This is a genomic window from Neptuniibacter sp. CAU 1671 (assembly GCF_029222905.1).
Classification (GTDB): Bacteria; Pseudomonadota; Gammaproteobacteria; order Pseudomonadales; family Balneatricaceae; genus Neptuniibacter.
In genome coordinates this window covers 211,318-237,753 of the sequence record NZ_JARHUE010000005.1, presented here as the reverse complement: position 1 = coordinate 237,753, position 26,436 = coordinate 211,318, and the positions used below count along the sequence as shown (strand labels likewise).

Genomic DNA, 26,436 nt, shown 5'->3' with positions numbered 1-26,436 from the left:
AATTTCACAAAACTGAAATAATCCCCAGACCGCCTGAGTGGTTGAATATACGTTTGTTTTTAAAAGGGATAGTGAAACAGAATGGCGGTCGTGGGTTATCTGCGCAAAGGTGAGGTTAAACTCAAGAAGCAGCGTGAAACCGTTGAAACAGGTGTGCCAGTTGGCAGATGGTTTCAGGAGAAGCTGGAGGATGGCGAGACGCGAGTCTTTGACAAGTTGCTGAATTATCTGTGGCCAGAGGATACAGTTGCTCTGTTTGATCTGCATGATCTGGGCAGCAGTGCAGACGAGATTGTCAGTCGCTTGCGCAAATTGAGTAAGAAAAAGGTTTCTGTTTACTGTCATCTTCAGGGAATCAAACTGCCAGCCAACGCATTAAAAGCCGTTCTGGCGGTGGTGGGTGTTATCGAGTCGATGCCGGCGAATCCAGCGCCATGTGGCAGTGATTCAAGCTGCGAAGAAAATAATCATCGGGCCGAGCGACCCACGGGGCGACGCCGCAAGATTGATTACGATTTGCTCTATCGCTGGCGTGAGGAAAATCGGGCCAGTATTTTGGAGACGGCGAGTCATTTCGACGTGTCTGTTGCGACAGTCAAACGCGCCTGTCGAGAGAGTACCTCTGGATTACCACCGGATGTTAGTCCGGTGGTATAGAACATGAGATACAGCTCACCCGCCCACGGGTGAGCTGGTATTAAGCTCTATTCTGTTTCGGTATGGATGCTGTGGCTGACGTTTTCTGCAACCCGGACGGCACCTTCACGTACATCATCCAAAATTGCCGTGGCCTGATCCATCAATGCTGTACTGCGTTGTGTTTGCTGGCGAATTGTATCGACAATCCCTGCAACCGAACTGGAGAGCTTGTCATTTTCACTGACAAGGCCACCAATTCTGACTGTGGACTGACTGGTTTTGTGGGCCAGCGCGCGAACTTCGTCTGCAACCACGCTGAACCCTCGACCAAATTCACCCGCGCGGGCCGCTTCAATGGCGGCGTTCAGGGCCAGCAGATTGGTCTGGCTTGAGATATCTTCAATTGTGGTCACAATAGAGGTCACTTCCGAGGAGGTCTGACTGAGCTGACGCATCATCTCGTGTGCCTGAGCCACGGTCTGTTCTATCTGCTGGGCGATTTGACTGCTCTCCTGCAGCACGGACATCGCCTGTTCTGAAATGGTCACAGTCTCTTCTGAAGACTGCTGAACCACAGACTGAATCTGTTTTTGTGATTCAATCCGGTCAGTAATGTTGGTGGCAAATTTAACGATTTTGCTGACCTTGCCCGCAAAATCAAAGATCGGGTTGTAACTGGCTTCAAGCCAGATACGGCGTCCACCTTTGGCTAGCCGCAAATACATACCTCTCTGGTAATGACCGCAGGCCAGGTGCTTCCAGAAATCGGGGTGTTGGCGATAAAAAACCTCGTCGCAGAACATCCGGTGATGTTTGCCCTCAATCTCTGGCAGTGAATAGCCCATGGTGTCCAGGAAGTTCTGGTTAGCCGTGAGAATGTTGCCTGATGTATCAAACTCAATCACAGCAAAGCTTTTATCCAGCGCTGCCTGCAGGTAATGCTGATAATTCAGCTGTTGTTTGGTGGCGGTGATGTCGTTGGCCAGTTTAATGACTTTAATTACCTGACCGTCTTGCTCAACGGGTATGTAGGTCGCTTCAAGCCAGAGCTGACGGCCGTTTTTACCGTAGCGTAAGAAACTTCCTTGTGCGCTCTGGCCCTGACTTAGCCGGGTCCAGAAAGCGGTGTACTCAGGTGAGTTTGCATAGTCGCTTTCGCAGAACATGCGATGATGCCGGCCGACAACGTCTGCCAGGGAGTAACCCACTGTTTCAAGAAATAGGTGGTTTGCATTCAGGATGTCGCCCTGGGGTGTGAATTCAATCGTGGCGACACACTGGGTAATTGCGTTCAGCGAGTTTTCCAGTTGTCGCGTTATATCGGGGGTGTTTTCGGGGGCTTTGCTTTGCTTGTTTCCGGTTTTGAATTTGCTCCACATGAATCACAACTCCTTTGCTGCACCGCAAAACTTTTTGTCCATCTAGGTTATATCGGCAAATTCTTGAATAGTCGAATCGCAATTAGGTTTTTCTGTATGCAGTTATGCGGAGCGCGCATGAACGGTAAAAGCTGTACTTTTTTTGATCTGTTGTTTTTGTCTGTCCGTAACAGCGCAGGTGTGTAGTCCCTATTCTGTTACGTCACTCAAAAACGCAGGAGAACGATCATGAAAAAAATAATGGCTCTTGCCGCTGGTCTGGTAATAAGTGGTTCCGCCCTGGCGGGAAACTGTAAATCGGAAGGTGCTGCTTCGATTGTCGATATTGCTGTCAATGATGATCGGTTTGAAATTCTGGTTCAGGCGGTCACCGCATTTGGGTTAGCGAATGACCTGAATACCAATCGAAATTTTACGGTGTTTGCGCCTACGGATGATGCATTTAAAGCGATCGGCTTTGCTATTGAAACCGAGCTGGGCGATGTCCTGAATCCAGAGCTTACTGATGAGCAGTTATCTGCGGTGCCAAATATTCTGCTTTATCATGTCGCCTATGGTTCGCGTGACTCTGAAGAGATTTTTGCCAAGGATAAGATGCAGATGCTGAATAAGGCGTTTGTTGAGCTCGACAGCGATGGTGTGTCATTTAATGTCAACGACGCACAGGTGCTGATACCCGATATTGAAGCCTGCAATGGTTATGTGCATGTCATTGACAGCGTCCTGCTGCCGCCGACAGAAGAAAGCTGATCATCTTTAACCCTGTGCCACAATGAGTTGATGAATTCTGCGTGGCACTATTCAAACTTCCACTCATCAGACAGGCCCGGAATATCCCGATTGATGGCTTCTACGGGCAATCTTTTCTGCAGACGCTCCACAAAACGCTGCCATATCTCAGCCACGGAAATACTGTCTGGCAGGCGCTCGATCAGGGTGATGGGATCGTTATTGGTCAGTGTGTCTGGTTCAAGTACCCGGTAATACCAGCCAGAAATGCCCTGAGACATCAGTAACGCGGCGATATGGCCGTTGCCGTATTTGTGATTTACCTTCCAGCACGGGCGGCGTGGTTGAGAAACCTGAACCAGTGCGGACCCAATGCGAAATATATCCCCAATATGCACGGTTTCATCGGTCAGGCCATGGGATGAGATGTTTTCGCCGATGCTGCCGGGAATAAATGATGCTTCCAGATGAGGCAGTGCCTGTTTCAGCAGGGCGTAGTTCTCGGCAGGAAAGTGGTAAAGCGCTTTTTCCGGCCCGCCATGCACACGGCGGTCTACTTGAATATCGCCTTCAAGCCCCTCTGGAGTCAGGAGTACCGGTTCATTGTAAGCGGACTTGAAGATCCCTGTCGGTGTCTGCGACGGGCCAATCTGCTGTAACTGGCCAATGTAAATCTGGTCGATCCTTGAACTGAGTGTCATCCGAGAACTCCTGTGTCAGAGTTCTAAGTGTTGTTCAGGATGCAAAGAGTCGCAACTAACCCGGACCGGGCTGGACGTCGATGGGAAAGCTGACACGACGTTCACGGATGACCACAGTGCCAGCAAGCTTGTCATGCCAGCCCTGTTTTTTGCGGTCACGCAGGATCCAGAAAATGCCCAGGCCCAGCGGCAGCATTGCCAGTGGATAGCTGATATAGCGAATCACCGCCTGGCGCAGGTGCATGCGGGAACCGGTATTGGCATCGACAATTTTAAGACCCGTCAGGAGCTTGCCGGGGGTGGCGAGAAAGCGGAGCCAGAAGCCGACGGTAATCAGAAACGGCAGCAGGTAATGCGATAACAGGTCAACAGGGTCAAACTTAAGCTGGGCAGGCTGAAGCTCCCAATCAGGAGAGTCATCGAGTAAAAACAAGGGGCCAGAAAAAAGTAGCAGGGTGAGAGAAAAATCCACCCCGGTCGCCAGGCTGCGAACCCAGAATCCAGCATATTCCTGTTGTGTCATGGTCGGCCTCCATCAACAGCAATCGATAAAGAGGTTATTTTTTGACCATAATGCTGCAACTGCTAAATGGCAATAAAAATATTTGCCAATCAAAATATGAAATTACGTTTTATATGATAAAAATGGAGTCATATGCAGTAAAAAGTCGACAATTTCAATAAAAAGTCGACTTTTTGCTGTGGTATAAATTTTTAATGCAGTGCAAATAAAAGGCGCTATCAGAAGCGCTTAAAACCGCTTCTGGTAGCGATGGCAGTAGGGAATTTTGCCGGTTTTGGCGTAGTAATCCTGATGGTAGGGTTCAGCCGGCCAGAAGGGTGACATTGGCAGCAGTTCAGTAACAACGGGATAACCCTTGGCTTTAAGCTGATCGATCAATCCTGCTGCAATGGCTTTTTCGGTTTCATCCTGACAGAAAATGGCAGAGGCATACTGAGGACCAATATCCGGTCCCTGCCCGTTCGTCTGGGTTGGGTCATGGATTTCAAAAAACAGTTTGGCCAGCGTCTCAAAATCTACTTTTGATGGGTCGTACAGGACTTCAACGGTTTCCAGATGGCCGGTGGTTTTGCTGCACACCTCCTCGTAACGAGGATTTGGCAGATGGCCACCCATATAACCGGATACCACGGCGATTACGCCCGGTACTTGCTGCAGCAGGTGCTCTACGCCCCAGAAACAGCCGCCGGCAAAATAGGCTTTTTGTAGTTCAGCGCCCTGTTCTGCGGCCAGCTCTTCAGCGCTGATAAAGGTCATTGATACCGAATTGACACAGTGGCGAATGTTTTTGGCGGTGAGCATTTCGCCCTCAAACACATGCCCAAGATGCCCATCGCAGTTAGCACAGAGGATTTCAGTGCGTCGGCCATCGGCATCCTGCTCACGTCGGACCGCGCCTGGCAATTCATCGTCAAAACTGGGCCAGCCGCAATGGGAGGGAAATTTGTCTTCGGAACGGTAAAGTGGAGCGCCGCATTGTCTGCAGGCATAGATACCGGTTTCAAAGTGCTCATTATATTGTCCGGTAAATGGGCGTTCGGTGCCTTTGTGAAGAATAATGCGGGCTTCTTCTGGTGTAAGTTTTTTATAAGTCATTGTAACACCTCGAATTTGTATCCCTCTTTGTTGCGTTCAGCAGCCAGTCTGAAAGCCATGAATTAGAGATTTAGGCAGCTTAACGATTCCACTTAAATACAGCAACAGAACCGGACGCTAACCCGGCGGTTTACAGGCTTTGTCTGCAGATTTCCGGCTGAAGTTCATTTTTTGCCAAAGTGCATGATCCAGTCATTTGATGCAGCCCCAAAGCCTTAAATACGTGGTGTTGACGGGGTTGGGTCATTCCCTTTTTTAGGCGGGCTGATTACAATGTGGCCCTTATTTATGCCTGAGCCAGATATAGTCAAAAACGGCTTGGGGTGCACAATCTGTAAGGAAGGTGACATGGCAACTGCATTTGGTACCGTATTCATGCCAGAAATGGCGATCTCTTGGTTTGATGGTTCAGCCTGGAGCACGCCTGAGATGGTGCCAAGTGATAGCTTGCAGCTGCACCCGGGTGCTCATGTGCTGCACTATGCCAGCACCTGTTTTGAGGGCCTGAAGGCGTTTCGTCATGAAGATGGCAGCGTCAAAATTTTCCGCATCGACCGCAACGTTGCGCGTCTGGCGCAGAGCAGTCGGTTGTTGTCTCTGCCAGCACTGGATGAGGCTCAGGTTACCGCCATGATCCGCGAAGGGGTCAAACGTTTTGCGGCGGACGTACCGGCACCTCCGGGTTCTATGTATATCCGTCCTACGCACTTCGGGACTGAGCCCGCCATTGGTAAGGCCGCGGCGCCTTCACTGACCTCCTGCCTGTATATCCTGCTGTCTCCGGTAGGCGACTACTTTGCTGGCGGTGACCGTCCGCTACGTTTGCTGGTGGAGGATAATGGTCTGCGCTGTGCGCCACACAACGGCATGATCAAAAGTGGCGGTAACTACGCCAGTGCCCTGCGTCCGACCCTGCGTGCGAAGGCACAATATAACGTTGACCAGGTGTTGTTCTGCCCGAATGGGGACATTCAGGAAACCGGCGCAGCAAACTTCCTGCTGATTGATGGCAATGAGGTGATCACTAAAGGTCTGGATGAGAGCTTCCTGCACGGCATTACCCGTGACTCCATTCTGACACTGGCCCGGGATCTGGGCATGAAGGTGTCTGAGCGTGACCTGACAGTAGAAGAGCTGCTGGAGCGGGCCGCCAAGCCCGGTTGTGAAGCAGCCCTGTCGGGTACGGCGGCGGTGTTGGCACCGGTGGGTACCCTGATCTATCACGATCAGGAATACGCAGTGGGCGACGGTGGCGTGGGTGCAACTACACTGAAGCTGCGTAAAGCACTGAATGATATTCAGTGGGGCCGTGCAGAAGATCGTCATGGATGGTTAACGGACGTCTGAGCCTGCAATCCTGCATAAAAAAGCCCTGATTTATCAGGGCTTTTTTGTTGGTGCTCCTGTTAGCCTGTATGCGGCGTTTGCGTGCCTGTTGTCAGAGCATATTCAGATTGTTTTAACCATTGGAACAGCGCATCGGTGTCTGCTGTGGACAGGGTTTCGCTCTGATATTGCGACAGGACCTGTTGCAGCTGCGGCAGGTCGAACATGCCCAGTCGCAACAGATTGATCAGTTCTGACTTGGTGCGGGTGTTGAGCCGGGCCAGAATTTCACTCGGTACCCGGGCTGAGCCCTCATCGGCATGAATCTCTTTGCGCAGAGTATATAGCCGCATCTGTAACTGACGGGATGGATTCTCGCTGTCTACCGGACGGGCCTGCTGGGTTGTTACGCTCAGCGGCAAAGCAGGTTGTGTTGGGAAATCGCTGATTTTCCCCAGCGGGCGTTCGTTCACAATACGAATTTTATGGTTGTGCACGATCAGGGTCAGAACGTTAGTCCTGAAACTGTCAAACAGCAGCTGCACGGTACGACTTAGTGCACGCGAGGCATGAAATTCAAAACTGGTATACCAGTCGCGGTGGTTCATCTCCCAAGACATCATGGCACTGAACAGGTGGGGGAAGCTGGCCATTAACTGGTCAAACAGACGTGGTTCAGTAATGTCGACCTGAAAGACCTTGAGAAAAAACGCATCCTCTTCAGCCTGCCCGATCACATCAAATAATTCGGTTTTAGACGTAAATGTCTGAACGCCATGATAGCGTTTATAAGCAATATATTTCATAGCTAAGCAGCCGTGCTTTGGAGCAGTAATCCATTGGAGTAAGGGTTCGCTACTGGAACCTGGGGTCTTGAAGGGAAAAGCCTGGAGATCGCCAACAATTACCTCCAAGCTTAGTTCGCGCGTGCGATATTGTCATGCTAATTTCGGCATAACTCTATTGTTTAAAGTACACCATCGCTGCGCTGCAGCAGGAAACTCCGTCACTGTATTGTCATGCAGGGCTGTCGGGCTCCATCATCTGATACCAGATAGTGGCAACAGCATCGCGCAGATCCGTCATCTCATGTTCTTCAAGCACGCCTGACTGATCCTGCAACGCCTGAAGATGGCCTGCTGCACGGAAGGATTTGTAGGCCTCTCTAAGGGTCTCAGCATCCGTTGTGCTGACCAGACCGCAGGCTTCAGCCGCATCCAGTATGCGGATGTTGTCGGTATAGGTTAGCAATGCGGGGTGTTGAGCTGCATTGGCCAGCACGGTGTACTGAACCATGAATTCGATATCGACAATGCCGCCCCGGTCGTGCTTCAGATCAAACTGCTGCTCTGTTTTACTGCCGAGATGCCTGAGCATTTTGGTTCGCATCTCCACCACTTCAGCGCGCAGTGTTTCCTGCTCACGTGTTCGGCTAAGAATCTCTGCACGCACCGCTTCAAAGGCACCTTTAAGTTCTGGGTCTCCGGCCACAACACGGGCTCGGACCAGTGCCTGATGTTCCCAGGTCCAGGCATCCACCGTTTGATAACGCTCAAAAGCGGACAGGGAGGATACCAGCAGGCCGGAGTTACCAGAGGGACGCAGCCGCATATCCACTTCATACAGCTGGCCCGAGGTGGTCAGGGTGTTCAGGATATGGATGATCTTCTGGCCCAGACGGGTGAAAAACACCGAGTTCACGATGGATTTGTCACCGTCAGTATTCAAATTGGGATCTGCTGCATGGATAAATACCAGATCCAGATCCGATCCGTAGGAGAGTTCGATCCCGCCCAGTTTGCCATAACCTACGATGATAAAATCCGGATCACAGGGCTGCCCCGGTGCTTTCATCGGCAGACCATGTTTCTCGGTCATTAAACGCCAGGCCATCTGCAGTACCGCTTGCAGAATCACCTCAGCGGTCCAGGTGAGGTAATCGCTCACCTTCATCAACGGCAGTGCGCCGGTGATTTCAGACGCTGCCACTTTAAGCAAATGGGCATTTTTGAAATAGCGCAGGGCATCCATTAACTGCTCGATATCATCTTCCGGTATGCGCAGCAGTTGCTGGCGCAGCTCATTACTTAGCTGGTGGGTGTCGGGCAGTTCATACAGAGACCGGCTGTCGATCAGTTCATCCAGCAGGATGGGCTGTTGCGCCAGCTTGTCAGCAAACCAGCTGGAAGCAGAACACAAACGGACCAGTTGCTGCAGGGCAGATGGATTTTCAGACAGCATGACCAGATAGGCGGAACGGCGCAGCACCGCCTGCACCAGTTGAAACACCCGGCTCAGGGTTTCGCTGCTGTTTTTGGTCTGGCAGACCTGATGCAACAGAACCGGCAGCAGCGCCAGTAAACGTTCAACCGCCACCTGCTGTAATAGCTGAACAGATCGGCTGTCCCGCAGGTCTTTTAATGTTTTCCAGGCGGCTTCCGGGTTGTCAAAACCCTTCTCGGTCAGCAGTGCAATGGCAGCCGGATCTTCCCAGTCATCCTTCCACAGACTGAGCCAGCTTTGCTGATCGCATTGGCGGTCGTCGTCGGAGTCGTGTTCTTTAACATCGCTGATCAGGGCTTTGAAGTGGGTACTTACTTTTTCTCTGTGCCCTTTAAGTTCTGATGAGAAGCTATCCCAGTCGCTAAAACCCATGCTGAAGGCAAGGCGTTCTTTCGGTAGCGGGTCCGTTGGCAGCTCCTGGGTTTGTTTGTCGGCCTGCGCCTGAATGGCGTGTTCGGTGTTACGTAGAAAAATATAGGCATCCATCAGTTCCTGGGCGGCGTAATCAGGCATGCCGACCCACTCTGGCAGATGGGGCAGCACCCAGCACAGTTCACGCCGTTGCAGACGATGATCACGACCGCCTCGCAACAGCTGAAACACCTGCACGATAAACTCCACCTCGCGAATACCACCAGCGCCGAGTTTGACGTTGTGGTCCAGTCCCTTGCGGCGGACTTCCCGGCTGATCATCTCCTTCATTTCGCGTAGCGAATCAAACACGCTGAAGTCGATATATTTGCGGTAGACGAAGGGACGCAGAATTTGCATCAGCGTTTCACCGGCGGGTTTATCGCCGGCGACAACCCGGGCTTTGATCATGGCGTAGCGTTCCCACTCCCGGCCATGATCCTGATAGTACCCTTCCATGGCGTCAAAGCTGATCGCCAACGGTCCGGCAGAGCCGAAAGGCCGGAGTCTCATATCGACTCGGAACACAAAACCGTCCACGGTCTGGTTATCCAGCGCCTGAATCAGTTTTTTGCCAAGGCGAATGAAAAAGTCCTGATTTTCCAGCGTGCGGTGCGCACCCTGAGTTTCGCCGTTTTCCGGATAAACAAAAATCAGATCGATATCCGATGAGAGGTTAAGTTCATTGGCACCCAGCTTGCCCATGCCCAGTATCACCATCTGCTGGGGCTGGTTATCGCGGCTGTGGGGTGTGCCCCAGCGCTGGCAGGCATCCTGATAGAGCCACTGCAGCGTCTGATCGATACAGGCATCCGCCAGCCAGGAGAGCTCCCGGGTGGTTTCCTGCATGTTGTTGAGTCGGCACAGGTCGCGCCAGATCAGCCGTACCTGCTCGCGCTGACGAAACTTGCGTAAAACACGGTGCAGTGAGGCTTCGTCAGTGGCCTCAGATAACAGGGTCTGCAAGCGGGAGGCGTAGGTGTCCGGGCTGTAATGCTGTTGCAGGTCACCGCTTTCAACCAGATCGCTTAATAGATGCGGCTGGCGCTTCAGTTGATCGGTCACAAAATCACTGCCCAGCACCACACGGCTTAACTGCTCCTGATACGCCGTACTCAGGCTCGGCAGTGTTCCCAGCACATCCTGCAACGATTGTGACTGCTGCTCCAGCAGTGTGTGCAACGAGGTGGACAGGTTTTCCGGATCGGGCAGGTGCATGATGCTCTCCTGAAGGCAGCCCGGCAGGACTGCAAGTTCTTATTGTTAGGCGTTTGCCTGAAGGTCATCCTCGACCAGTAGCCACTGCAACAGGTGCAGACAGAACAGTCCCGGCAGTGGCGTCTCCAGTAGGGCGGAAAACTCCCGGCCGTCACCTGTGCTGAGCCGGGCTGCCAATTGCTGTTGCATCGCTTTCAGTGGCGCCGGTAGCTCAAGTTGAGGGTCACTCAGTAGGTCATTCAGTGCCGAAAAAGCGGCTATTAGCGCCGCAAACGCTTCAGTCTGTTGACTGTATTGCCAGAACTCAACGCTGCGCAGCCAGTTTGAGAGCTGCGTCTGGATCTGAGCTGAAATAGGTGCCAAGGGGTCAGACGTCAGCAGCGAGGGCTGAGCAGCAGGCGACAGTAACCGGTAGCCACGCTGGGCTTTGCTGACGTCATTGACCAGCAATGGCAGCTGTTCAGCCAGTTGCAGGGCCAGTGTTATGAGCTGAGCGGGGGAACCTTCCAGCAGTTCCAGTTCAAGCTCACAAATAGCATCACTGGTTCCATCTGAGCGTTGAAGTGTCGTCACCCTGCCCTGATCCAGTGCCAGCTCGACTTTCAGCGGGGGTGTTGCTGCCGGGTCCGACACGATCCAGATATGCCGCTCAAAATCGGTGCTGAATGCCGGTTGCAGCAAGGTTTCAAGCTCCGCCAAAGGCAGCAGCTCAGTCAGGGGTGTGTCCTGCAGCAGTTCAGGTACCAGTGTTGCGGTGGGGATTGTCCACTCCCACTCCTGCCGGGTGTGCATCCCTCCGCGGGCCTGGCCGCCGCCTTTCAGCGTCTGAATATACTGTCCCTGCTTGTTGCGCACCCGCAGGGCAATGCGCTGCTGGCGCAGCCGCTGATCGGCGGTATCGTAATAGATGTTTTCCAGTCTGCGGGTGCCCAGATCGTTGGCGCGGGCGCTATGCAGCAGTGGGTGATTCAGCAGTGCTGTAACCGCGTTGGGTTGCAGGCTTAATTTGAGTTCGATTTCCAGTGCCATGGGCTAAACATCAAGATCCCTGTTTTTGTATAAGTCTACCTCAAGCCGGGCGCCGAATATGCGCAGACCAATAGATATTTTGTCGCAAACTGGCACAATGAGACGAGGTATCAACATAGAGGATTACCGTATGTCCACCCCCTGCCCGTCCCTGGTCGCCATGCTCAATGAATTGATCGCATCGCCATCGATCAGTTGCACCCGAGCGGATCTCGATCAGAGCAATCTGGGCGTCATTGAAAAACTGGAAGGCTGGCTGAGCAGTCTGGGGTTTCGGACTGAGGTTATGCCCATTCCGGGTCAACCCGGTAAAGCGAATCTGATTGCGACGCTGGGTACCGGTCCCGGGGGCTTAGTGTTGTCCGGTCATACCGACACCGTGCCCTGTAATCCGGAGCTTTGGAACAGTGACCCCTTCAAGCTGACAGAAAAAGACAACCGTTTTTATGGCTTGGGTACCTGTGACATGAAGGGCTTTTTCCCGATTGCGATTGAGGCGGCGCGTAAGTTTGTTGATCAGCCGCTGCAGCAGCCTTTGATTATTCTGGCGACGGCAGACGAGGAGAGCTCTATGTGCGGTGCCCGGGCGCTGGCCGAGGCCGGTAAACCCAAGGCACGCTACGCCATTATCGGTGAGCCGACCTCTATGCAGCCGATCTACATGCACAAAGGCATGATGATGGAAGCAGTGAGAATCCAGGGGCGTGCCGGGCATTCGTCTGATCCGTCACTGGGCGCCAGCGCGCTGGAGGCGATGCGGGATGTGCTGAATGAACTGGTGAGTTTCCGCCAGGAGCTGCAGCGGGATTTTCGTAACAGTGATTTTAAAATTGCCGAACCCACTATGAATCTGGGCTGTATTCACGGCGGTGACAACCCCAACCGGATCTGTGCCCGCTGTGAACTGGAATATGACCTGCGTCCGTTGCCCGGCATGAATCTGGAAAACCTGCGCGAAGATGTGACCCGACGGCTGACACCGATTGCAGAAGCCCATGGCGTAATCCTTACCACTGAGGCGCTGTTCCCGGGCATACCGCCGTTTGCTAACCAGAAGGATTCTGATCTGGTGAAAATGGCTGAGAAGCTGACCGGTTATCAGGCCCAGTCGGTGGCGTTCGGTACCGAGGCGCCGTTCCTGCAGGATCTGGGCATGGATACCATTGTGCTGGGGCCCGGCAGCATTGATCAGGCGCATCAGCCGGATGAATATTTGGCTTTTAGTCAGATCGAGCCTACAGTGGCACTATTGGAAAAAATGATTGCAACTTACTGTCTGTAAAAAGGTTTTAGCCGCGTGAATAAGGCTACAGAAGACTACGTAAACTGGTTCCGTCACTCATCGCCCTACATCAATGCGCATCGGGGAAACACCTTTGTGCTGATGCTGGATGGTGAAACTGTGGCGGATGCCAATTTCGCCAACATCGTGCATGACATTGCGCTGCTGAACAGTCTCGGCGTACGTCTGATTCTGGTGCATGGCTCTCGCCCTCAGATTGGTGAACGGTTGCAGCAGAAACAGATCCCTTCCCGTTTGCATCACCATCTGCGCATTACGGATGTGGAAACCCTCAACTGCGTGATTGAGGCAGCCGCCGTAGTGCGGGCTGAAATTGAAGCGCGGTTGTCGCTGGGGCTGCCCAATACGCCGATGGCGGGCGCACGCATCAAGGTGGTGTCCGGCAACTTTGTGACGGCCAAACCGGTGGGTGTGCTGGACGGGGTGGATATGGCCCATACCGGCGAAGTGCGCCGGATGGATGCCAAGGGCATCCGGCAGCAACTGGATGGCGGCAATATTGTTTTGCTGTCACATTTGGGTTATTCCCCCACCGGTGAGATTTTCAATCTGGCGGTGGAAGATGTGGCTACCTGCGCGGCGGCGGCACTGGAAGCGGACAAGCTGATTCTGTTTGGCAGTGAGTCTGGTGTGCTGGACAGCACCGGCACCCTGCGCAGTGAGTTGTTGACCCGCACGGCGGAGCGGCTGGTGGCCAATTACCTGACGTCGCTGACTGATCCGCAGCAACCGCATACCGAGCTGTCGCGGCATCTGGATGCCGCGGTTAAGGCCTGTCGTTCGGGCGTTAAACGCTGTCATCTGATCAGCTATCAGACCGATGGCGCGCTGCTGGCTGAACTGTTTACCCGTGAAGGCTCCGGCACCATGATTCTGCCGGAGTCCTATGAGGTTTTGCGTCAGGCCTCGATTGAGGATGTCGGTGCGATTCTGGAATTGATTCATCCACTGGAGCAGGATGGTACGCTGGTGCGTCGTTCCCGCGAGATTCTGGAGAATGAAATCGAGCGCTTTACCCTGATTGAACGGGACGGTGCGGTGATTGGCTGTGCGGCGTTGTATCCTTTTCCGGAGCAGCAGATGGCTGAGTTGGCCTGTGTGGTGGTTTCCGGCGAGTACAAAGGCGGCAGTCGGGGTGATCAGCTATTGAAGCTGATTGAGGCTCAGGCAGAAGCGCAGGGCATTCATTCGTTGTTTGTACTGACCACCAAAACCGCACACTGGTTTCTGGAGCGGGGGTTTGTACCGGCTGATATCGACCAGTTACCGGGTTCGAAAAAGGCAATGTACAACCTGCAGCGTAACTCCAAGGTTTTTATCAAGAGCCTCTGAGCAGGTTATGGATACAAAAAAAGGCCGCTGGGTTACCCCGCGGCCTTTTTTATTTCGGGCAGAGTTTAGCTGCCCAGCAGTGATATATCGGCAACGCCCAGGAACAGGCCGCGTAGCTGGTTCAGCAGCGCCAGACGGTTGTTGCGCACTGCTTCATCTTCAGCCATCACCATCACGTCTTCAAAGAAGGCATCCACAGTCTCACGCAGGGCGGACAGGGATTCCAGGGCTGCCTGATAGTTGCCTGCGGCGAACAGCGGCTCCAGTGCTGCCTGCTGAGTTGCGATGGCATCCGCCAGCGCCTGCTCGGCTTTTTCAGTCAGCAGTGTCGTGTTGACTTCGGACTGTGGCAACGAACCCTGTTTACTCAGGATATTGGATACGCGCTTGTTCGCAGCAGCCAGTGCTTCCGCTTCCACCAGGTTACGGAAGTGGCTGACGGCCTTAACGCGGCGATCAAAATCCAGCGGGCGGCTGGGTTTCAGTGCCATCACTGACAGGAACACACCAACCGGGATGCCAGCATCTTCATACCAGGCACGGAAACGGTCCAGCATGAAATCCAGCACCTTGTCTTCCAGACCTTCACGGCCCGGCAGCGAGGTGTGATTGTCGGCAGCAATGGTCAGCAACTGACGCAGATCCAGATCCAGTTCGCGCTCCACAATGATACGCAGTACGCCCAGCGCCGCGCGGCGCAGGGCAAATGGATCCTTGGAGCCTGTCGGTGGCTGATTGATGCCAAACAGACCGGTCAGGGTATCCAGGCGGTCGGCGATGGCCACGGCGATACCGGAGGCGGTTGTCGGCAGTTCATCACCGGCAAAACGCGGCATGTAATGTTCATTCTGCGCCAGTGCCACCTCTTCATCTTCGCCATCATGCAGTGCGTAGTGGTAACCCATCAGGCCCTGCAGATCGGTGAATTCGTAGACCATATCGGTCATCAGGTCGGCTTTACACAGCAGGCCAGCACGTTCGGCTTTAGCCTTGTCTGCACTCAGCTGCTCAGCAATGACGCCGGCCAGAGAACTGATGCGGGTGGCTTTGTTGTGCAGGGTGCCCAGTTCGTTCTGGAAAACGATGTCCTTGAGTTTTTCGACCCGGGATTCCAGCGTGGTTTTCTTATCGGTTTCAAAGAAAAACGCCGCATCTGACAGACGTGGGCGAATCACCTTTTCGTTACCCTCAACCACCTGCCGCGGATCGTTAGAAACGATGTTGGCAATGGTGATGAAGTTCGGCATCAGGTTGTGCTGGGCATCCAGTACGTGGAAGTATTTCTGATGCTCTTTCATGGAAGAGATCAGGGCTTCCGCGGGCACGTCCAGGAAACGTTCTTCAAAACGACCGGTGAGTGCGACAGGCCATTCGTTCAGGGCGGTCACTTCATCCAGCAGGTCAGGATCAATCTGGGTGACACCACCGAGTTTTTCACCCTCGGCAATGATCTGCTGGCGGATCTGCTCACGACGCTCAGCAAAATCAGCCACCACGTGGCCCGGAGTACGCAGATTTTCTACATATTCAGATGGGCTGATCAGTTCGATCTCGTGGTTGTAGTGGAAACGGTGGCCACGGGTTTTGCGGCCAGAGGTCAGGCCCAGGATTTCGCAATCCACCACTTCATCACCAAACAGCATCACCAGCCAGTGTACCGGGCGGACAAACTCAACCCGTGAGGCACCCCAGCGCATGCGCTTGGGGATCGGCAGTTTAGCCAGAGACTGATCGACCAGTGCCGGCAGCAACGCGGTGGTGGCTTTGCCTGCTTCGGTGGCACGGAAGACGTAGTAATCGCCTTTGGCGGTAGATTCGGTCTGCAACTGATCCAGCGTGGCACCGCAGGAGCGGGCAAAACCTTCGACCGCCTGTTCAGGTGCTTTGACGGAAGGTCCGCGTTTTTCAATATCACGATCGGCTTGTTTTTCATCCACCGCGCGAATCAGTGTGGCCAGTCGGCGTGGTGATGCATAGCTGATCACTTCGCCGTGCAACACACCGGCTTCAGCCAGTCCGGCAACAATGCCTTGAGTGAAGGCATCAGACAGGGTTTTCAGCGCTTTAGGTGGCAGCTCTTCAGTGCCCAGTTCTACCAGAAAATCGTGCTGTGCCATCAGTTGCTCTCCTCGCAGTTGGCCAGTACTTCCTGACGCAGTGCTTCCGGTGCCAACGGGAAACCGAGTGCCTTGCGGGCATCAAAATAAGCATGAGCAACGCTGCGTGCCAGCGTGCGAACCCGCAGGATAAAACGCTGACGCTCTGTGACCGAGATCGCATGGCGGGCGTCCAGCAGGTTAAAGGTGTGAGAGGCTTTCAGAACCATTTCATAGGCGGGCAGCGGCAGGCCGGCAGCCAGCAGCTTTTCACACTCTTTTTCGTAATGATCAAAATTGCCAAACAGTGCAGGGACATCGGCCTGTTCGAAGTTATAGGCGGACATCTCCACTTCGTTCTGGTGGAACACGTCGCCGTAGGTCACCACGGAGCCGTCCGGGTTCTTGGCCCAGATCAGGTCGTACACGCTGTCCACGTTCTGCAGATACATGGCGATACGTTCCAGGCCGTAGGTAATCTCGCCAGTGACCGGATAACACTCCAGACCGCCCGCCTGCTGGAAGTAGGTGAACTGAGTCACTTCCATGCCGTTTAGCCAGACCTCCCAGCCGAGACCCCAGGCACCCAGCGTCGGAGATTCCCAGTTGTCTTCGACAAAGCGAACGTCGTGGATGCTCAGATCAACGCCCATGCGCTGCAATGAGCCCAGATAGAGCTCCTGAATATTGTCCGGAGAGGGCTTCAGTACCACCTGAAACTGGTAGTAGTGCTGCAAACGGTTTGGGTTTTCGCCGTAGCGTCCGTCGGTTGGACGGCGGCTTGGCTGGACATAGGCGGAACGCCAGGTCTCGGGTCCGATCGCACGCAGAAAGGTTGCGGGATGGAAAGTACCTGCTCCGACTTCCATGTCGAGGGGTTGCACGATCACACAGCCCTGCTCTGCCCAGTATTCCTGCAGCGCAAGGATCAGTCCCTGAAATGTGCTGACGTCTGGCATTGCCTTGTTTGTCACAGAATTCACCATTTGCAATTCATTGGCCTGAAAATAAGGGCGAAATTATACAACAAAAAAATGCGGGACTGCTGCATTCCTGCGCAGATCGGACAAGATTCATCCGGATTGATGAAATGAACGGACTTATCGCCGCCAGAACGCCGGTGTGAACAATACCAGCAGGGTGAATACTTCCAATCGGCCTAACAGCATGGCCACGCAGAGCACCCATTTGGCGGTATCGTTCAGGTCGCCATAATGTGTTGCTACTTCACCCAGGCCCGGGCCCAGGTTGTTGAGGGTTGCGCCTACTGCAGACCAGGCGGTGACCTGATCCAGGCCGGTGGCCATCAGCGCAATCAGCATCACCACAAACACAATCAGGTACACCGAGAAAAAGCCCCAGACCGCTTCCAGTACCTTTTCCGAGATCGGTTTTTTGCCCAGTTTTACCGGAATGATTGCATTGGGATGTACCAAACGCTGAATTTCACGGTAACCCTGTTTCAGGATCAACAGGACGCGAATAACTTTCATGCCGCCCCCGGTGGAGCCGGCACAACCACCCGCAAAGGCGCAGACAAAGAGCAAAAACGGCAGCATGACCGGCCAGTGGGCAAAGTCGGCGGTGGCAAAACCGGTGGTAGTGGCGACGGAAACCACCTCAAACACGGCCTTGCGCAATGATTCTTCCGGGCCGTAGGTGTTAGTCACCACCAGAACAAATAAAGTGATAAAGGTAATCACGCCGAGTGTCAGCAGGTAAAATTTAAATTCCGGATCAGTGAAGTAGTGCAGCAGGGTGCGCTGGCGCCAGGCAAAGAAATGCAAACCAAAGTTGACCGCTGAGATCACCATGAAAAATACACAGATCGATTCGATGACTACCGAATCAAAATAACCAATGCTGGCGTCATGGGTCGAAAAACCGCCAATCGCTACGGTGGAGAAGCTGTGCCCCACCGCATCAAACAGGGTCATGCCCGCCAGCCAGTATCCCAGCGCACAGGCGATGGTCAGCGACAGGTAGATATACCAGAGCGCCTTGGCGGTTTCCGTAATACGCGGTGTCAGTTTGGAGTCTTTTACCGGCCCCGGCGTTTCTGCACGGTAGAGCTGCATGCCCCCGATGCCCAGCATCGGCAGAATGGCCACCGCCAGAACGATGATACCCATGCCTCCCAGCCACTGCAGTTGCTGGCGGTAAAACAGCACCGACTCCGGCAGATAATCGATGCCGGTAATTACGGTGGCACCGGTGGTAGTCAGCCCCGACAGGGACTCAAAGACCGCATCAACAAAACTCAGGTTAGGACTGTCCGCCAGCATCAGCGGGAATGCACCAAACAGCCCCAGTACCACCCAGAACAACACCGTGATCAGAAAGCCATCGCGGGTCCGCAGGTCTTTTCTGACCCGTTGTACCGGCAGCCAGATCAGAAAGCCGGTGATAAGCGTGATCAGGAAGCCGGTGATAAACGCTAAGTCAGCGCCGTCTTTGTAGATGAACGAAATTGCCAACGGAGGCAACAGGCTGAGGCTGAAGATCATCAGCAGTATGCCCAGAATGCGTAGTATGACTCTGAAGTGCATCAGCCCCGCCCGTTATCAGAAGAAAGTGAGGCCAACCTGGAACAGACGTTCCACTTCGGTAATACGTTTTTTGTCCACCAGGAAGAGAATCACGTGGTCGCCACTCTCCACCACCACATCGTCGTGGGCGATCAGCACTTCATCGTTGCGCACCACGGCGCCGATGGTGGTGCCGGGTGGCAGATTGATCTCTTCGATGGTACGTCCCACTACCTTGGAGGAGGACTTGTCGCCATGAGCCACCGCTTCCAGTGCTTCGGCTGCACCGCGTCGCAGTGAGTGCACTTCGACCACATCCCCGCGTCGCACGTGGGTCAGCAATGCGCCGATGGTGGTCTGCTGAGGTGAGATGGCGATATCAATTTCACCGCCCTGCACCAGATCCACATAGGCGGGATTGTTGATCAGGGTCATCACAGTACGCACGCCCTGCCGTTTGGCCAGCATGGAGGCCATGATGTTGGCTTCGTCGTCATTGGTCAGGGCGCAGAATACATCGGTGTCTTCGATATTTTCTTCAATCAGCAATTCACGGTCAGAGGCACTGCCCTGCAAAACAATGGTGTTGCTGAGGTTGCGGGCCAGCCAGTTACAGCGCTGAATACCACGCTCGATGATTTTGACCTGATAGGAATCTTCGATGGTCTGGGCCAGACGGGCGCCGATGTTACCGCCGCCCGCGATGATGATGCGCTTGTAGGGACGATCAAGACGGCGCATTTCACTCATTACCGCGCGAATATCTTTACGTGCGGCGATGAAAAATACCTCATCGTCCGCTTCGATCACGGTATCCCCTTTGGGGATGATCGGGCTGCCACGCCGGAAGATGGCCGCAACACGGGTGTCCACGTTAGGCATATGGGTGCGCAGATAGGAGATCTCGCGTCCAACCAGCGGGCCGCCATAATACGCTTTGACCGCCACCAGCTGCGCTTTGCCTTCGGCAAAATCCAGCACCTGCAGCGCGCCTGGGTGTTGTATCAGGCGCTTGATATGTTTGGTTACCAGCAGCTCAGGGCTGATCCGCACGTCAATGGCGATACCTTTTTCACCAAAGATCTGATCGTTGCGGTGCAGGTAATCATGTTCCCGGACACGGGCAATTTTAGTCGGGGTTTTGAACAGGGTCTGGCCCAGGTGGCAGGCGATCATGTTGACTTCATCTGAGTTGGTCACGGCGATGATCATGTCCGCATCGGGCGCGCCGGCTCGGTCGAGAATCGAGGGGTGTGAGGCTTTACCTTCGACGGTGCGGATATCCAGGCGATCCTGAAGTTCTCTCAGGCGTGCACTGTCCATATCCACCACAGTGATGTCGTTGTCCTCATTGGCCAGGTTCTCTGCCAACGAAGCACCCACCTGTCCTGCACCAAGGATAATGATTTTCATGAATACGTCGCTTCGACTGCCCGGTGATCTAAAAGAAGCTTAACCTGTTTTTTCCAGTACGGCGTAAAAGAACCCGTCATGCCCGTCGGCCTGTGGCAGCAACTGCCGCCCGGCGGGCCGTTCCAATCCCCATTCCGCTGTTATTGGATGGAGCTGGCTATCAGCCTGCCGCGCCAGAAAACGTTCGATCTGACGCTCATTTTCCTGAGGGAAAATTGAGCAGGTAGCATACAGGAGTTTGCCGCCGGGTTTCAGCATTTTCCAGCAGTTATCCAGTATTTCGGCCTGTAATTGGGCTAAAGCATGAATATCTTCACCCCGACGTAGCAGTTTGATATCCGGGTTGCGACGGATCACGCCGGTGGCTGAGCAGGGTGCATCCAGCAGAATGCGATCGTAGAACTGGCCGTCCCACCAGTCTGGTTTACTGGCATCACCGATGATCAGCGTTGCCTGCAGTTGCAGTCGGCTGAGGTTTTCTTCAATGCGTCGTGCCCGGGCCGGTTCAAGTTCTACCGCATCAACATCCAGTTCAGAGGTGTGTTCCAGTAGATGGCATAGCTTGCCACCGGGCGCGGCGCAGGCATCCAGCACATGCTGGCCAGGCGACAGGTCCATCAGGTCACAGGCGAGCTGGGCTGCTTCATCCTGCACACTGAACCAGCCATCGGCGAATCCGGGTAATGTAGTGACATTGCAGGATTCACTCAGCCGCAGACCATAGGGGCTGAATGGGGTGGTCTGTGCATCAATCCCGGCTGTTTTGAGCGCAGCAAGGTAGTCTTCACGGCTGATTTTTGACAGGTTTACCCGCAGCGTCAGAGGGGCTGCCAGATTATTGTTGGCAAGAATCGCCTGCCAGTGTTCAGGCCAGTTGTGCTGCAGTTTGGCGACAAACCAATCAGGGTGGTTGAATTTAAAACTGGCCTTATCCTGCAACTGGGTCTCTAGATCATCGTGCTCGCGCTGATAACGGCGCAGTACAGCATTGACCAGTTTCCCGGCCCACTCTTTGCCCAACACTCGTGTCGCGTTTACCGCTTCATTCAGGCAGGCATGGTCAGGTACCCGGGTGTGTCTGATCTGGTAGATACTGAGTAGAAGCAGGGCCTGCAGGTCCTGATCTTTTTCCTGAAAGGGTTTGCGCAGCAGTTGCGCGAGTAGCTGATCAAGCTGAGGCAGATAACGCAGGGTACCGTAACAGAGCTCACGTAACAGGCCTCGCTCCTGATCCGGGCAGCGGCTTTCAACCGCCGCCAGTTGGGTTCTGAGAGAGCCGCGTTGGGTCAGGAGTGGAGTCAGTACCTGAATGGCCAGCAGGCGGGCATTATCAGCCATGGTGTCTACCTGTATTGGGTCAGATTAGCTGCAGGCCGGGGGCAAAACTGTCTTGCCGGGCATTCAGGATATCTGCTACAGCCATCGGTTTTTTGCCCGGTAGCTGCAGCTGTTGCAAACGCAGTGCGCCCTCGCCGCAGGCGACCACAATACCGGATTTATCCGCCGCCAGAATCTTGCCGGGGATGCCAGTCTGGTCAGTCAGGGGTTGGGCCTGCCAGACACGGATGGTCTGCTCCTGATACTGAAAAAACGCCACCGGCCATGGGCAGAGTCCGCGTATTTTCCGATCAAGTTCGGCGGCGCTGCTGGACCAGTTCAGTTGACCTTCCTGTTTGCTGAGTTTTTCCGCATAACAGGCTTCAGCATCGTTCTGGACTTCAGCTACCACGGTGCCCTGTTGAATCAAATCAAGACAGCTGACCAGTGCTTCGGCACCCTGCTGCGCCAGTTTGTCATGCAGCTGGCCGCTGGTTTCATCGGGGTTAATGGGGCAATGCGTTTTGTAGAGCATGGCGCCGGTATCCAGTCCGGCATCCATCTGCATGATGGTGACGCCGGTTTCACTGTCGCCCGCCAGCATAGCTCGGTGAATGGGTGCGGCTCCGCGCCAGCGGGGCAGCAAGGATGCGTGCACGTTGATACAGCCCAGACGCGGGATATCCAGCACTGCCTGTGGCAACAGCAGGCCATAGGCGACCACCACCATCAGATCCGGTTTGAGCGCTGCCAGGGTTTGCTGATCTTCAGGCTGTTTCAGGGTTTGCGGCTGATAAACCGGGATACTGTGCTGGAGTGCGAGTTGTTTTACCGGACTGGCGGTCAGGGTCCGGCCACGTCCGGCGGGACGTTCCGGTTGGGTATAGACGCCAATCACTTCATGGCGGCTATCCAGTAAGGCCTGCAGACTGCTGGCAGCAAAGTCGGGGGTGCCGGCAAAGACAATTTTCAGCGGCTCTGACATGGTGGTGCTCCGGAAGCTAAACCACCGGGGCGTTCCGGTGGTGACAGCGATCAGGCGTGTTGTGCCTGTGCCTTGTGAATTTTGTCCAGTTTTTGCTTGATGCGGTCACGCTTCAGACTGGAGATATGATCGACAAACAGGCGTCCGTTCAGGTGGTCAATTTCATGCTGGACACAGACCGCCAGCAGCCCATCGGCGATAAACTCAAACGGATTTCCGTCGCGATCCAGCGATTTGACGCGAATCTGCTGCGGCCGTTTAACATCCTCATAAAAGCCGGGTACCGACAGGCAGCCTTCCTGATAACGATGTAACTCATTATCTAACACTTCAAACTCGGGATTGATCAGAACCAGCGGCTCATTCTGTTCTTCAGAGAGGTCGATCACGATAATCCGGCGATGGATATTCACCTGTGTGGCAGCCAGGCCGATGCCGGGCGCTGCATACATGGTTTCGAACATATCGCTGATTTGCTGGCGAACTTCGTCATCCACCACCTCGACGGGCTCAGCGACAGTGCGCAGACGCGGGTCAGGAAATTCAAGAATGGTCAGTGTAGTCATGTTAGAAATCGTATTTCCGTTGCAATCAGTTGCAGAGCGCTGCAGCATAGCTGAGCACTGAATTTGAAGATAAATTTATCTACGAAGGGCAGTGGCCGATATGCTTATCTCAGTGGCATGCAATAAATTATGCCCATATTATACTGATTAGCACGTTCAATGCATTGTCGTGATTCCATCGCGCTGCTAATTTACCCCAGTGCCGCCATGGAGAAGCAAGGGAACCGGACATGAAAAATCTGCTTTACGGACTGTTAGCCTCACTTATCGTTGTCATTTCGCCCGTTCAGGCGGAAGTGCGCAAGGATAGCCTTCTGCTAAACGAGGACTACCCGGAATCTTATGTGGTGGTCAAAGGTGATACGCTTTGGGATATCTCAGCCCGATTCCTGAAAAGCCCCTGGAAATGGCCAGAGGTTTGGGGTGTTAACCCCCAGGTCGACAACCCACACCTGATCTACCCTGGCGACATAATCTACCTGACGTGGGTGGATGGTCAGCCGCGACTGGGCGTTAAACGTGACAGTGGTATCTACCCACGTGCACGTGTGACTCCACTGGATACAGCTATTCCGGCCATTCCTCTGCGGGATATCAACAGCTTCCTGAACAACAACCGGGTGTTGTCTGAAGACCTGATGCAGAAAGCACCATACGTGCTGGGTGGTCGTGATGAACGCATCATCGCTGGTGCCGGTGATCGGGTCTATGCACGGGGTCAGCTGCTTGAAGAGCAGCCGGGTCAGGGTATCTACCGCTCTGAAAATCAGTATGTTGATCCGGAAACCGGAGAGTTTCTGGGCTATGAACTGCTGAAGATTGCGGATGGCAATGTGTCTGAGCGTCATGATGACATTCTGACTCTTGATCTGGCCAAGTCGCATCAGGAAGTGCGGGTTAAGGATCGCGTGGTGCCCACTGAAGAAAGCCGCATTCAGTCAATGTTTTACCCTAAACCCTCGCCTGATGGTGTGAAGGCTCAGATCCTGTCTGTGCTGGGCGGTGTGCGTGATGGCGGCCAGTATAACGTAGTGGCGTTTAACCGCGGTGAGCGAGAAGGTATTGAAGCGGGTCACGTGTTTGCCATCTTCCGCAAAGGCGAACTGACTAAAGATCCGATCACCAATGAACTGATTCAGCTGCCGCAGGAACGCTCCGGTGAGCTGATGGTGTTCAAAGTGTTTGAAAAGGTAAGTTACGGTTTGATTATGCGCAGCACTAACGTGGTGTCTGTCGGCGACAAACTGCAGCAACCTTAATTCAGGAATCAATGCATGGCGAATCCAAGGGACTGGATCGCCGTTGCAGCCCTCCCCGGCCTGGGGCCTGTCAGTATCAGGCGATTAACGGAACAGGGTTGGCCGGCTGATCGTATACTTTCCTCCTCAGATACCGAATTACAGCAACTCGGTCTGCACCTGGCAGCCCGGCAGGCTGTCCAGCAGGCGCAGATAGAACAAGGCCCCTGTGCACAAGCCTGGCACGAGACTCAGGATTGGCTCACCCGATATACCGATGCCAAGCTGCTCACGCTAGACAGTCCCGATTACCCAGTGTTGCTGAAACAATGCTCAGATGCGCCGCCAGTGCTGTTTGTCCGTGGCAATCCGGATGCGCTGCATATGCCGCAGCTTGCGCTGGTGGGTAGCCGGCAGGCCAGCCGGGCGGGGGTAACCCATGCGCATGCATTTGCTCATGCGCTGGCGCAACATGGCTTTGTTATCACCTCCGGACTTGCGCTGGGCATTGACAGTGCTGCACATGAAGCAGCGGTTCGACAGCAAAAACCTACGGTGGCGGTATTTGGTACCGGCATTGATCGCATTTATCCACGCCGTAACCAGCATTTGGCTGAGGCGATACTTGCCCATGGCGGGGCCTGGGTCAGTGAACTGCTGCCGGGTGCCGATGCACATGCGTCACATTTTCCTAAACGAAACCGCATCATCAGTGGCCTGAGTCTGGGCGTGCTGGTCGTTGAGGCGGCGGTGCGCAGTGGCTCCCTGATAACAGCGCGACAGGCGATGCAACAGGGTCGGGCGGTGTTTGCCCTGCCCGGACATATCCATAATCCCATGAGCAGGGGCTGTCACCAGCTGATCCGTGAAGGCGCTACGCTGACAGAAACTGAACAGGACATTGTTGCGGAGCTGGGTGCGCTGTTAGGCTTTATCGCGGAGCGCTCAGAACAGACAGAGGTTACGTCTTCTGTGAGCACGGAGAATCTGTCTGAAGCAGAAATAAAGCTTCTTCGGCACATAGATTTCAGTGAAACTGATCTGGATTCGCTGGTCTGCTTGTCAGGGCTCAGTGCTGCAGAATTGATCCCTTTGCTGATGCGGCTAGAATTGAAGGGCGTCATTGAGCAGTCGCCTAATGGGTATAGCCGCACAAAGTGAAGCGACAACTCATGGTTGCAAGCTGTGGGCTGAATGTTTATCGTTCAGCCCTTTGTGAAATTTAGTCTTATTGGTATCAAAATGAGCCAGCCATTTATCGCAATTTTGATGGGTTCCGACTCTGACCTGCCAGTGATGAGAGCGTCTGCTGATGTCCTGAAGTCTCTGGGGATCCCTTTTGAGATGAGAGTGAGTTCTGCTCACCGTACGCCTGTACAGACTCACAACTACGTCAAAGATGCGGATGAGCGTGGCGCGGTTGCCTTTATCTGCGCGGCTGGCATGGCTGCTCACCTGGCGGGTGCGGTAGCGGCTAACACTACCAAGCCTGTGATTGGTGTGCCAATCAACTCTTCACTGGACGGTCTTGACGCACTGCTGTCGACGGTACAGATGCCGGGAGGTATCCCGGTTGCCACGGTTGCCATTGGTAAAGCCGGTGCCAAAAACGCAGCTTATCTGGCGGCTCAGATCATGGCAGTGGGTGATGCTGCCCTGGCTCAGCGTCTGCGTGACGAGCGTCAGGCCAACACTGATGCGGTAATTGCCAAAGACGCTGCATTGCAGGAACAGCTGAAAAACGGTGAAATCTAAGTCTTTATCTTCGAACTGGTGGCAGGTTCACCAGTCAGTACAGGCACTGCATCAGGGCGGTGTCATCGCTTACCCTACCGAGGCGGTTTGGGGTTTAGGGTGCGACCCGTTTAATGCTGATGCCGTGGCGCAACTGCTGGCAATGAAACGCCGACCAGAATCGAAAGGTCTGGTGCTTGTTGCTGCCTCTATCGCGCAGGTTGAGCCGCTGTTGCAGGGATTAACTGCTGAACAGCGTGCACAACTTGAAGCGTCCTGGCCCGGACCTTATACCTGGGTAATACCTGATCCACATAATCTCATCCCGGCATGGATTCGCGGCGACTCTCAGTCTGTGGCTGTTCGCGTCAGCGCTCACCCGGTCGTAAAAAGTCTGTGCGAAGCTTTTGGTGGTTTGCTGGTTTCGACTTCGGCTAATCCATCCAGTCATCAACCGGCAAAGGATGCGTTGCGAGTACGTACTTACTTTGGTGATCAGTTGGCCGCGGTGGTGCCAGGCGCACTGGGCGACCAGGCCCAGCCAACCCAAATTCGTGATCTGATCTCCGGCCGTATCTTTCGCGCCTGAAG

At 54.2% G+C, this 26,436-nt stretch carries 23 protein-coding genes; 9 read left to right on the top strand and 14 right to left on the bottom strand.

Going from position 1 to position 26,436, the window contains the following annotated elements; translation table 11 throughout:
- Window positions 1–81 precede the first annotated feature (81 nt).
- Window positions 82–657 (top strand): recombinase family protein, encoded by a 576-nt coding sequence (locus P2G53_RS10735; protein ID WP_275817053.1) that lies wholly within the window; start codon window positions 82–84, stop codon window positions 655–657.
- A 47-nt stretch (window positions 658–704) separates the two neighbouring features.
- Here P2G53_RS10735 and P2G53_RS10730 read toward each other — a convergent pair whose 3' ends face one another.
- Entirely contained in the window at window positions 705–2,018 is a 1,314-nt protein-coding gene (locus tag P2G53_RS10730) for a PAS domain-containing methyl-accepting chemotaxis protein (RefSeq protein ID WP_275817051.1), read from the bottom strand.
- 228 nt (window positions 2,019–2,246) lie between these two features.
- Between P2G53_RS10730 and P2G53_RS10725 the strand changes: the two genes are divergently transcribed.
- On the top strand, window positions 2,247–2,768 hold the full coding sequence (locus tag P2G53_RS10725; RefSeq protein WP_275817049.1) for a fasciclin domain-containing protein: 522 nt from the start codon (window positions 2,247–2,249) through the stop codon (window positions 2,766–2,768).
- A 47-nt stretch (window positions 2,769–2,815) separates the two neighbouring features.
- On the opposite strand, the gene P2G53_RS10720 is transcribed toward P2G53_RS10725, so the two are convergent.
- From P2G53_RS10720 to P2G53_RS10710, 3 genes are all read right to left on the bottom strand, one after another.
- Window positions 2,816–3,448: an MOSC domain-containing protein gene (locus P2G53_RS10720; protein ID WP_275817047.1), complete on the bottom strand. Its 633-nt coding sequence runs from the start codon at window positions 3,446–3,448 to the stop codon at window positions 2,816–2,818.
- 55 nt (window positions 3,449–3,503) lie between these two features.
- A complete protein-coding gene (locus P2G53_RS10715) occupies window positions 3,504–3,971 on the bottom strand; it encodes an RDD family protein (RefSeq protein ID WP_275817044.1) in 468 nt (155 codons plus the stop codon).
- A gap of 228 nt (window positions 3,972–4,199) precedes the next feature.
- The gene (locus P2G53_RS10710; RefSeq protein WP_275817042.1) at window positions 4,200–5,066 is read right to left on the bottom strand and encodes a bifunctional methionine sulfoxide reductase B/A protein; all 867 of its coding nucleotides are present in this window, start codon (window positions 5,064–5,066) and stop codon (window positions 4,200–4,202) included.
- Between the two features lie 348 nt (window positions 5,067–5,414).
- Here P2G53_RS10710 and P2G53_RS10705 point away from each other — a divergent pair, with 348 nt between their 5' ends.
- Window positions 5,415–6,413: a branched-chain amino acid aminotransferase gene (locus tag P2G53_RS10705; RefSeq protein WP_275817040.1), complete on the top strand. Its 999-nt coding sequence runs from the start codon at window positions 5,415–5,417 to the stop codon at window positions 6,411–6,413.
- Window positions 6,414–6,472: 59 nt separating this feature from the next.
- Here the strand turns inward: P2G53_RS10705 and P2G53_RS10700 are convergent, their stop codons facing one another.
- From P2G53_RS10700 to P2G53_RS10690, 3 genes are all read right to left on the bottom strand, one after another.
- Complete coding sequence (locus tag P2G53_RS10700) at window positions 6,473–7,198, bottom strand: hypothetical protein (RefSeq protein ID WP_275817038.1); 726 nt, start codon at window positions 7,196–7,198, stop codon at window positions 6,473–6,475.
- 211 nt (window positions 7,199–7,409) lie between these two features.
- The gene (gene glnE, locus P2G53_RS10695; protein ID WP_275817036.1) at window positions 7,410–10,304 is read right to left on the bottom strand and encodes a bifunctional [glutamate--ammonia ligase]-adenylyl-L-tyrosine phosphorylase/[glutamate--ammonia-ligase] adenylyltransferase; all 2,895 of its coding nucleotides are present in this window, start codon (window positions 10,302–10,304) and stop codon (window positions 7,410–7,412) included.
- A gap of 45 nt (window positions 10,305–10,349) precedes the next feature.
- Entirely contained in the window at window positions 10,350–11,333 is a 984-nt protein-coding gene (locus P2G53_RS10690) for a CYTH domain-containing protein (protein WP_275817034.1), read from the bottom strand.
- Window positions 11,334–11,463: 130 nt separating this feature from the next.
- On the opposite strand from P2G53_RS10690, the gene argE reads away from it, so the two are divergent.
- Window positions 11,464–12,615: an acetylornithine deacetylase gene (gene argE / locus P2G53_RS10685; RefSeq protein ID WP_275817032.1), complete on the top strand. Its 1,152-nt coding sequence runs from the start codon at window positions 11,464–11,466 to the stop codon at window positions 12,613–12,615.
- 15 nt (window positions 12,616–12,630) lie between these two features.
- On the top strand, window positions 12,631–13,968 hold the full coding sequence (gene argA / locus P2G53_RS10680; RefSeq protein WP_275817030.1) for an amino-acid N-acetyltransferase: 1,338 nt from the start codon (window positions 12,631–12,633) through the stop codon (window positions 13,966–13,968).
- A gap of 65 nt (window positions 13,969–14,033) precedes the next feature.
- On the opposite strand, the gene glyS is transcribed toward argA, so the two are convergent.
- The 7 genes from glyS to def all read right to left on the bottom strand — a co-directional run bounded on the left by glyS (window position 14,034) and on the right by def (window position 22,873).
- Window positions 14,034–16,085, bottom strand: a complete 2,052-nt coding sequence (gene glyS / locus P2G53_RS10675; RefSeq protein ID WP_275817028.1) for a glycine--tRNA ligase subunit beta — start codon at window positions 16,083–16,085, stop codon at window positions 14,034–14,036.
- A complete protein-coding gene (gene glyQ, locus P2G53_RS10670; protein WP_275817026.1) occupies window positions 16,085–17,050 on the bottom strand; it encodes a glycine--tRNA ligase subunit alpha in 966 nt (321 codons plus the stop codon). The genes glyS and glyQ overlap by 1 nt, the downstream gene beginning before the upstream one ends.
- A gap of 114 nt (window positions 17,051–17,164) precedes the next feature.
- Window positions 17,165–18,613 (bottom strand): TrkH family potassium uptake protein, encoded by a 1,449-nt coding sequence (locus P2G53_RS10665; RefSeq protein ID WP_275817024.1) that lies wholly within the window; start codon window positions 18,611–18,613, stop codon window positions 17,165–17,167.
- A 15-nt stretch (window positions 18,614–18,628) separates the two neighbouring features.
- The gene (gene trkA / locus P2G53_RS10660; RefSeq protein WP_275817022.1) at window positions 18,629–20,005 is read right to left on the bottom strand and encodes a Trk system potassium transporter TrkA; all 1,377 of its coding nucleotides are present in this window, start codon (window positions 20,003–20,005) and stop codon (window positions 18,629–18,631) included.
- 39 nt (window positions 20,006–20,044) lie between these two features.
- Window positions 20,045–21,343, bottom strand: a complete 1,299-nt coding sequence (rsmB, locus tag P2G53_RS10655; protein ID WP_275817020.1) for a 16S rRNA (cytosine(967)-C(5))-methyltransferase RsmB — start codon at window positions 21,341–21,343, stop codon at window positions 20,045–20,047.
- A 19-nt stretch (window positions 21,344–21,362) separates the two neighbouring features.
- On the bottom strand, window positions 21,363–22,307 hold the full coding sequence (fmt, locus tag P2G53_RS10650) for a methionyl-tRNA formyltransferase (protein ID WP_275817018.1): 945 nt from the start codon (window positions 22,305–22,307) through the stop codon (window positions 21,363–21,365).
- 50 nt (window positions 22,308–22,357) lie between these two features.
- A complete protein-coding gene (gene def / locus P2G53_RS10645) occupies window positions 22,358–22,873 on the bottom strand; it encodes a peptide deformylase (RefSeq protein ID WP_275817016.1) in 516 nt (171 codons plus the stop codon).
- A 230-nt stretch (window positions 22,874–23,103) separates the two neighbouring features.
- Here def and P2G53_RS10640 point away from each other — a divergent pair, with 230 nt between their 5' ends.
- The 4 genes from P2G53_RS10640 (at window position 23,104) to P2G53_RS10625 (ending at window position 26,434) form a co-directional block, all read left to right on the top strand.
- On the top strand, window positions 23,104–24,132 hold the full coding sequence (locus P2G53_RS10640) for a LysM peptidoglycan-binding domain-containing protein (RefSeq protein WP_275817014.1): 1,029 nt from the start codon (window positions 23,104–23,106) through the stop codon (window positions 24,130–24,132).
- A 15-nt stretch (window positions 24,133–24,147) separates the two neighbouring features.
- The gene (dprA, locus tag P2G53_RS10635) at window positions 24,148–25,272 is read left to right on the top strand and encodes a DNA-processing protein DprA (RefSeq protein ID WP_275817012.1); all 1,125 of its coding nucleotides are present in this window, start codon (window positions 24,148–24,150) and stop codon (window positions 25,270–25,272) included.
- 81 nt (window positions 25,273–25,353) lie between these two features.
- Window positions 25,354–25,866 carry a 5-(carboxyamino)imidazole ribonucleotide mutase gene (purE, locus tag P2G53_RS10630; RefSeq protein WP_275817010.1) on the top strand — a complete coding sequence of 171 codons (513 nt, stop codon included), beginning with the start codon at window positions 25,354–25,356 and terminating at the stop codon, window positions 25,864–25,866.
- Window positions 25,856–26,434, top strand: coding sequence for a Sua5/YciO/YrdC/YwlC family protein (locus tag P2G53_RS10625; RefSeq protein ID WP_275817008.1), 579 nt, complete (start codon window positions 25,856–25,858; stop codon window positions 26,432–26,434). Before purE ends, P2G53_RS10625 begins: the two co-directional genes overlap by 11 nt.
- Window positions 26,435–26,436 lie beyond the last annotated feature (2 nt).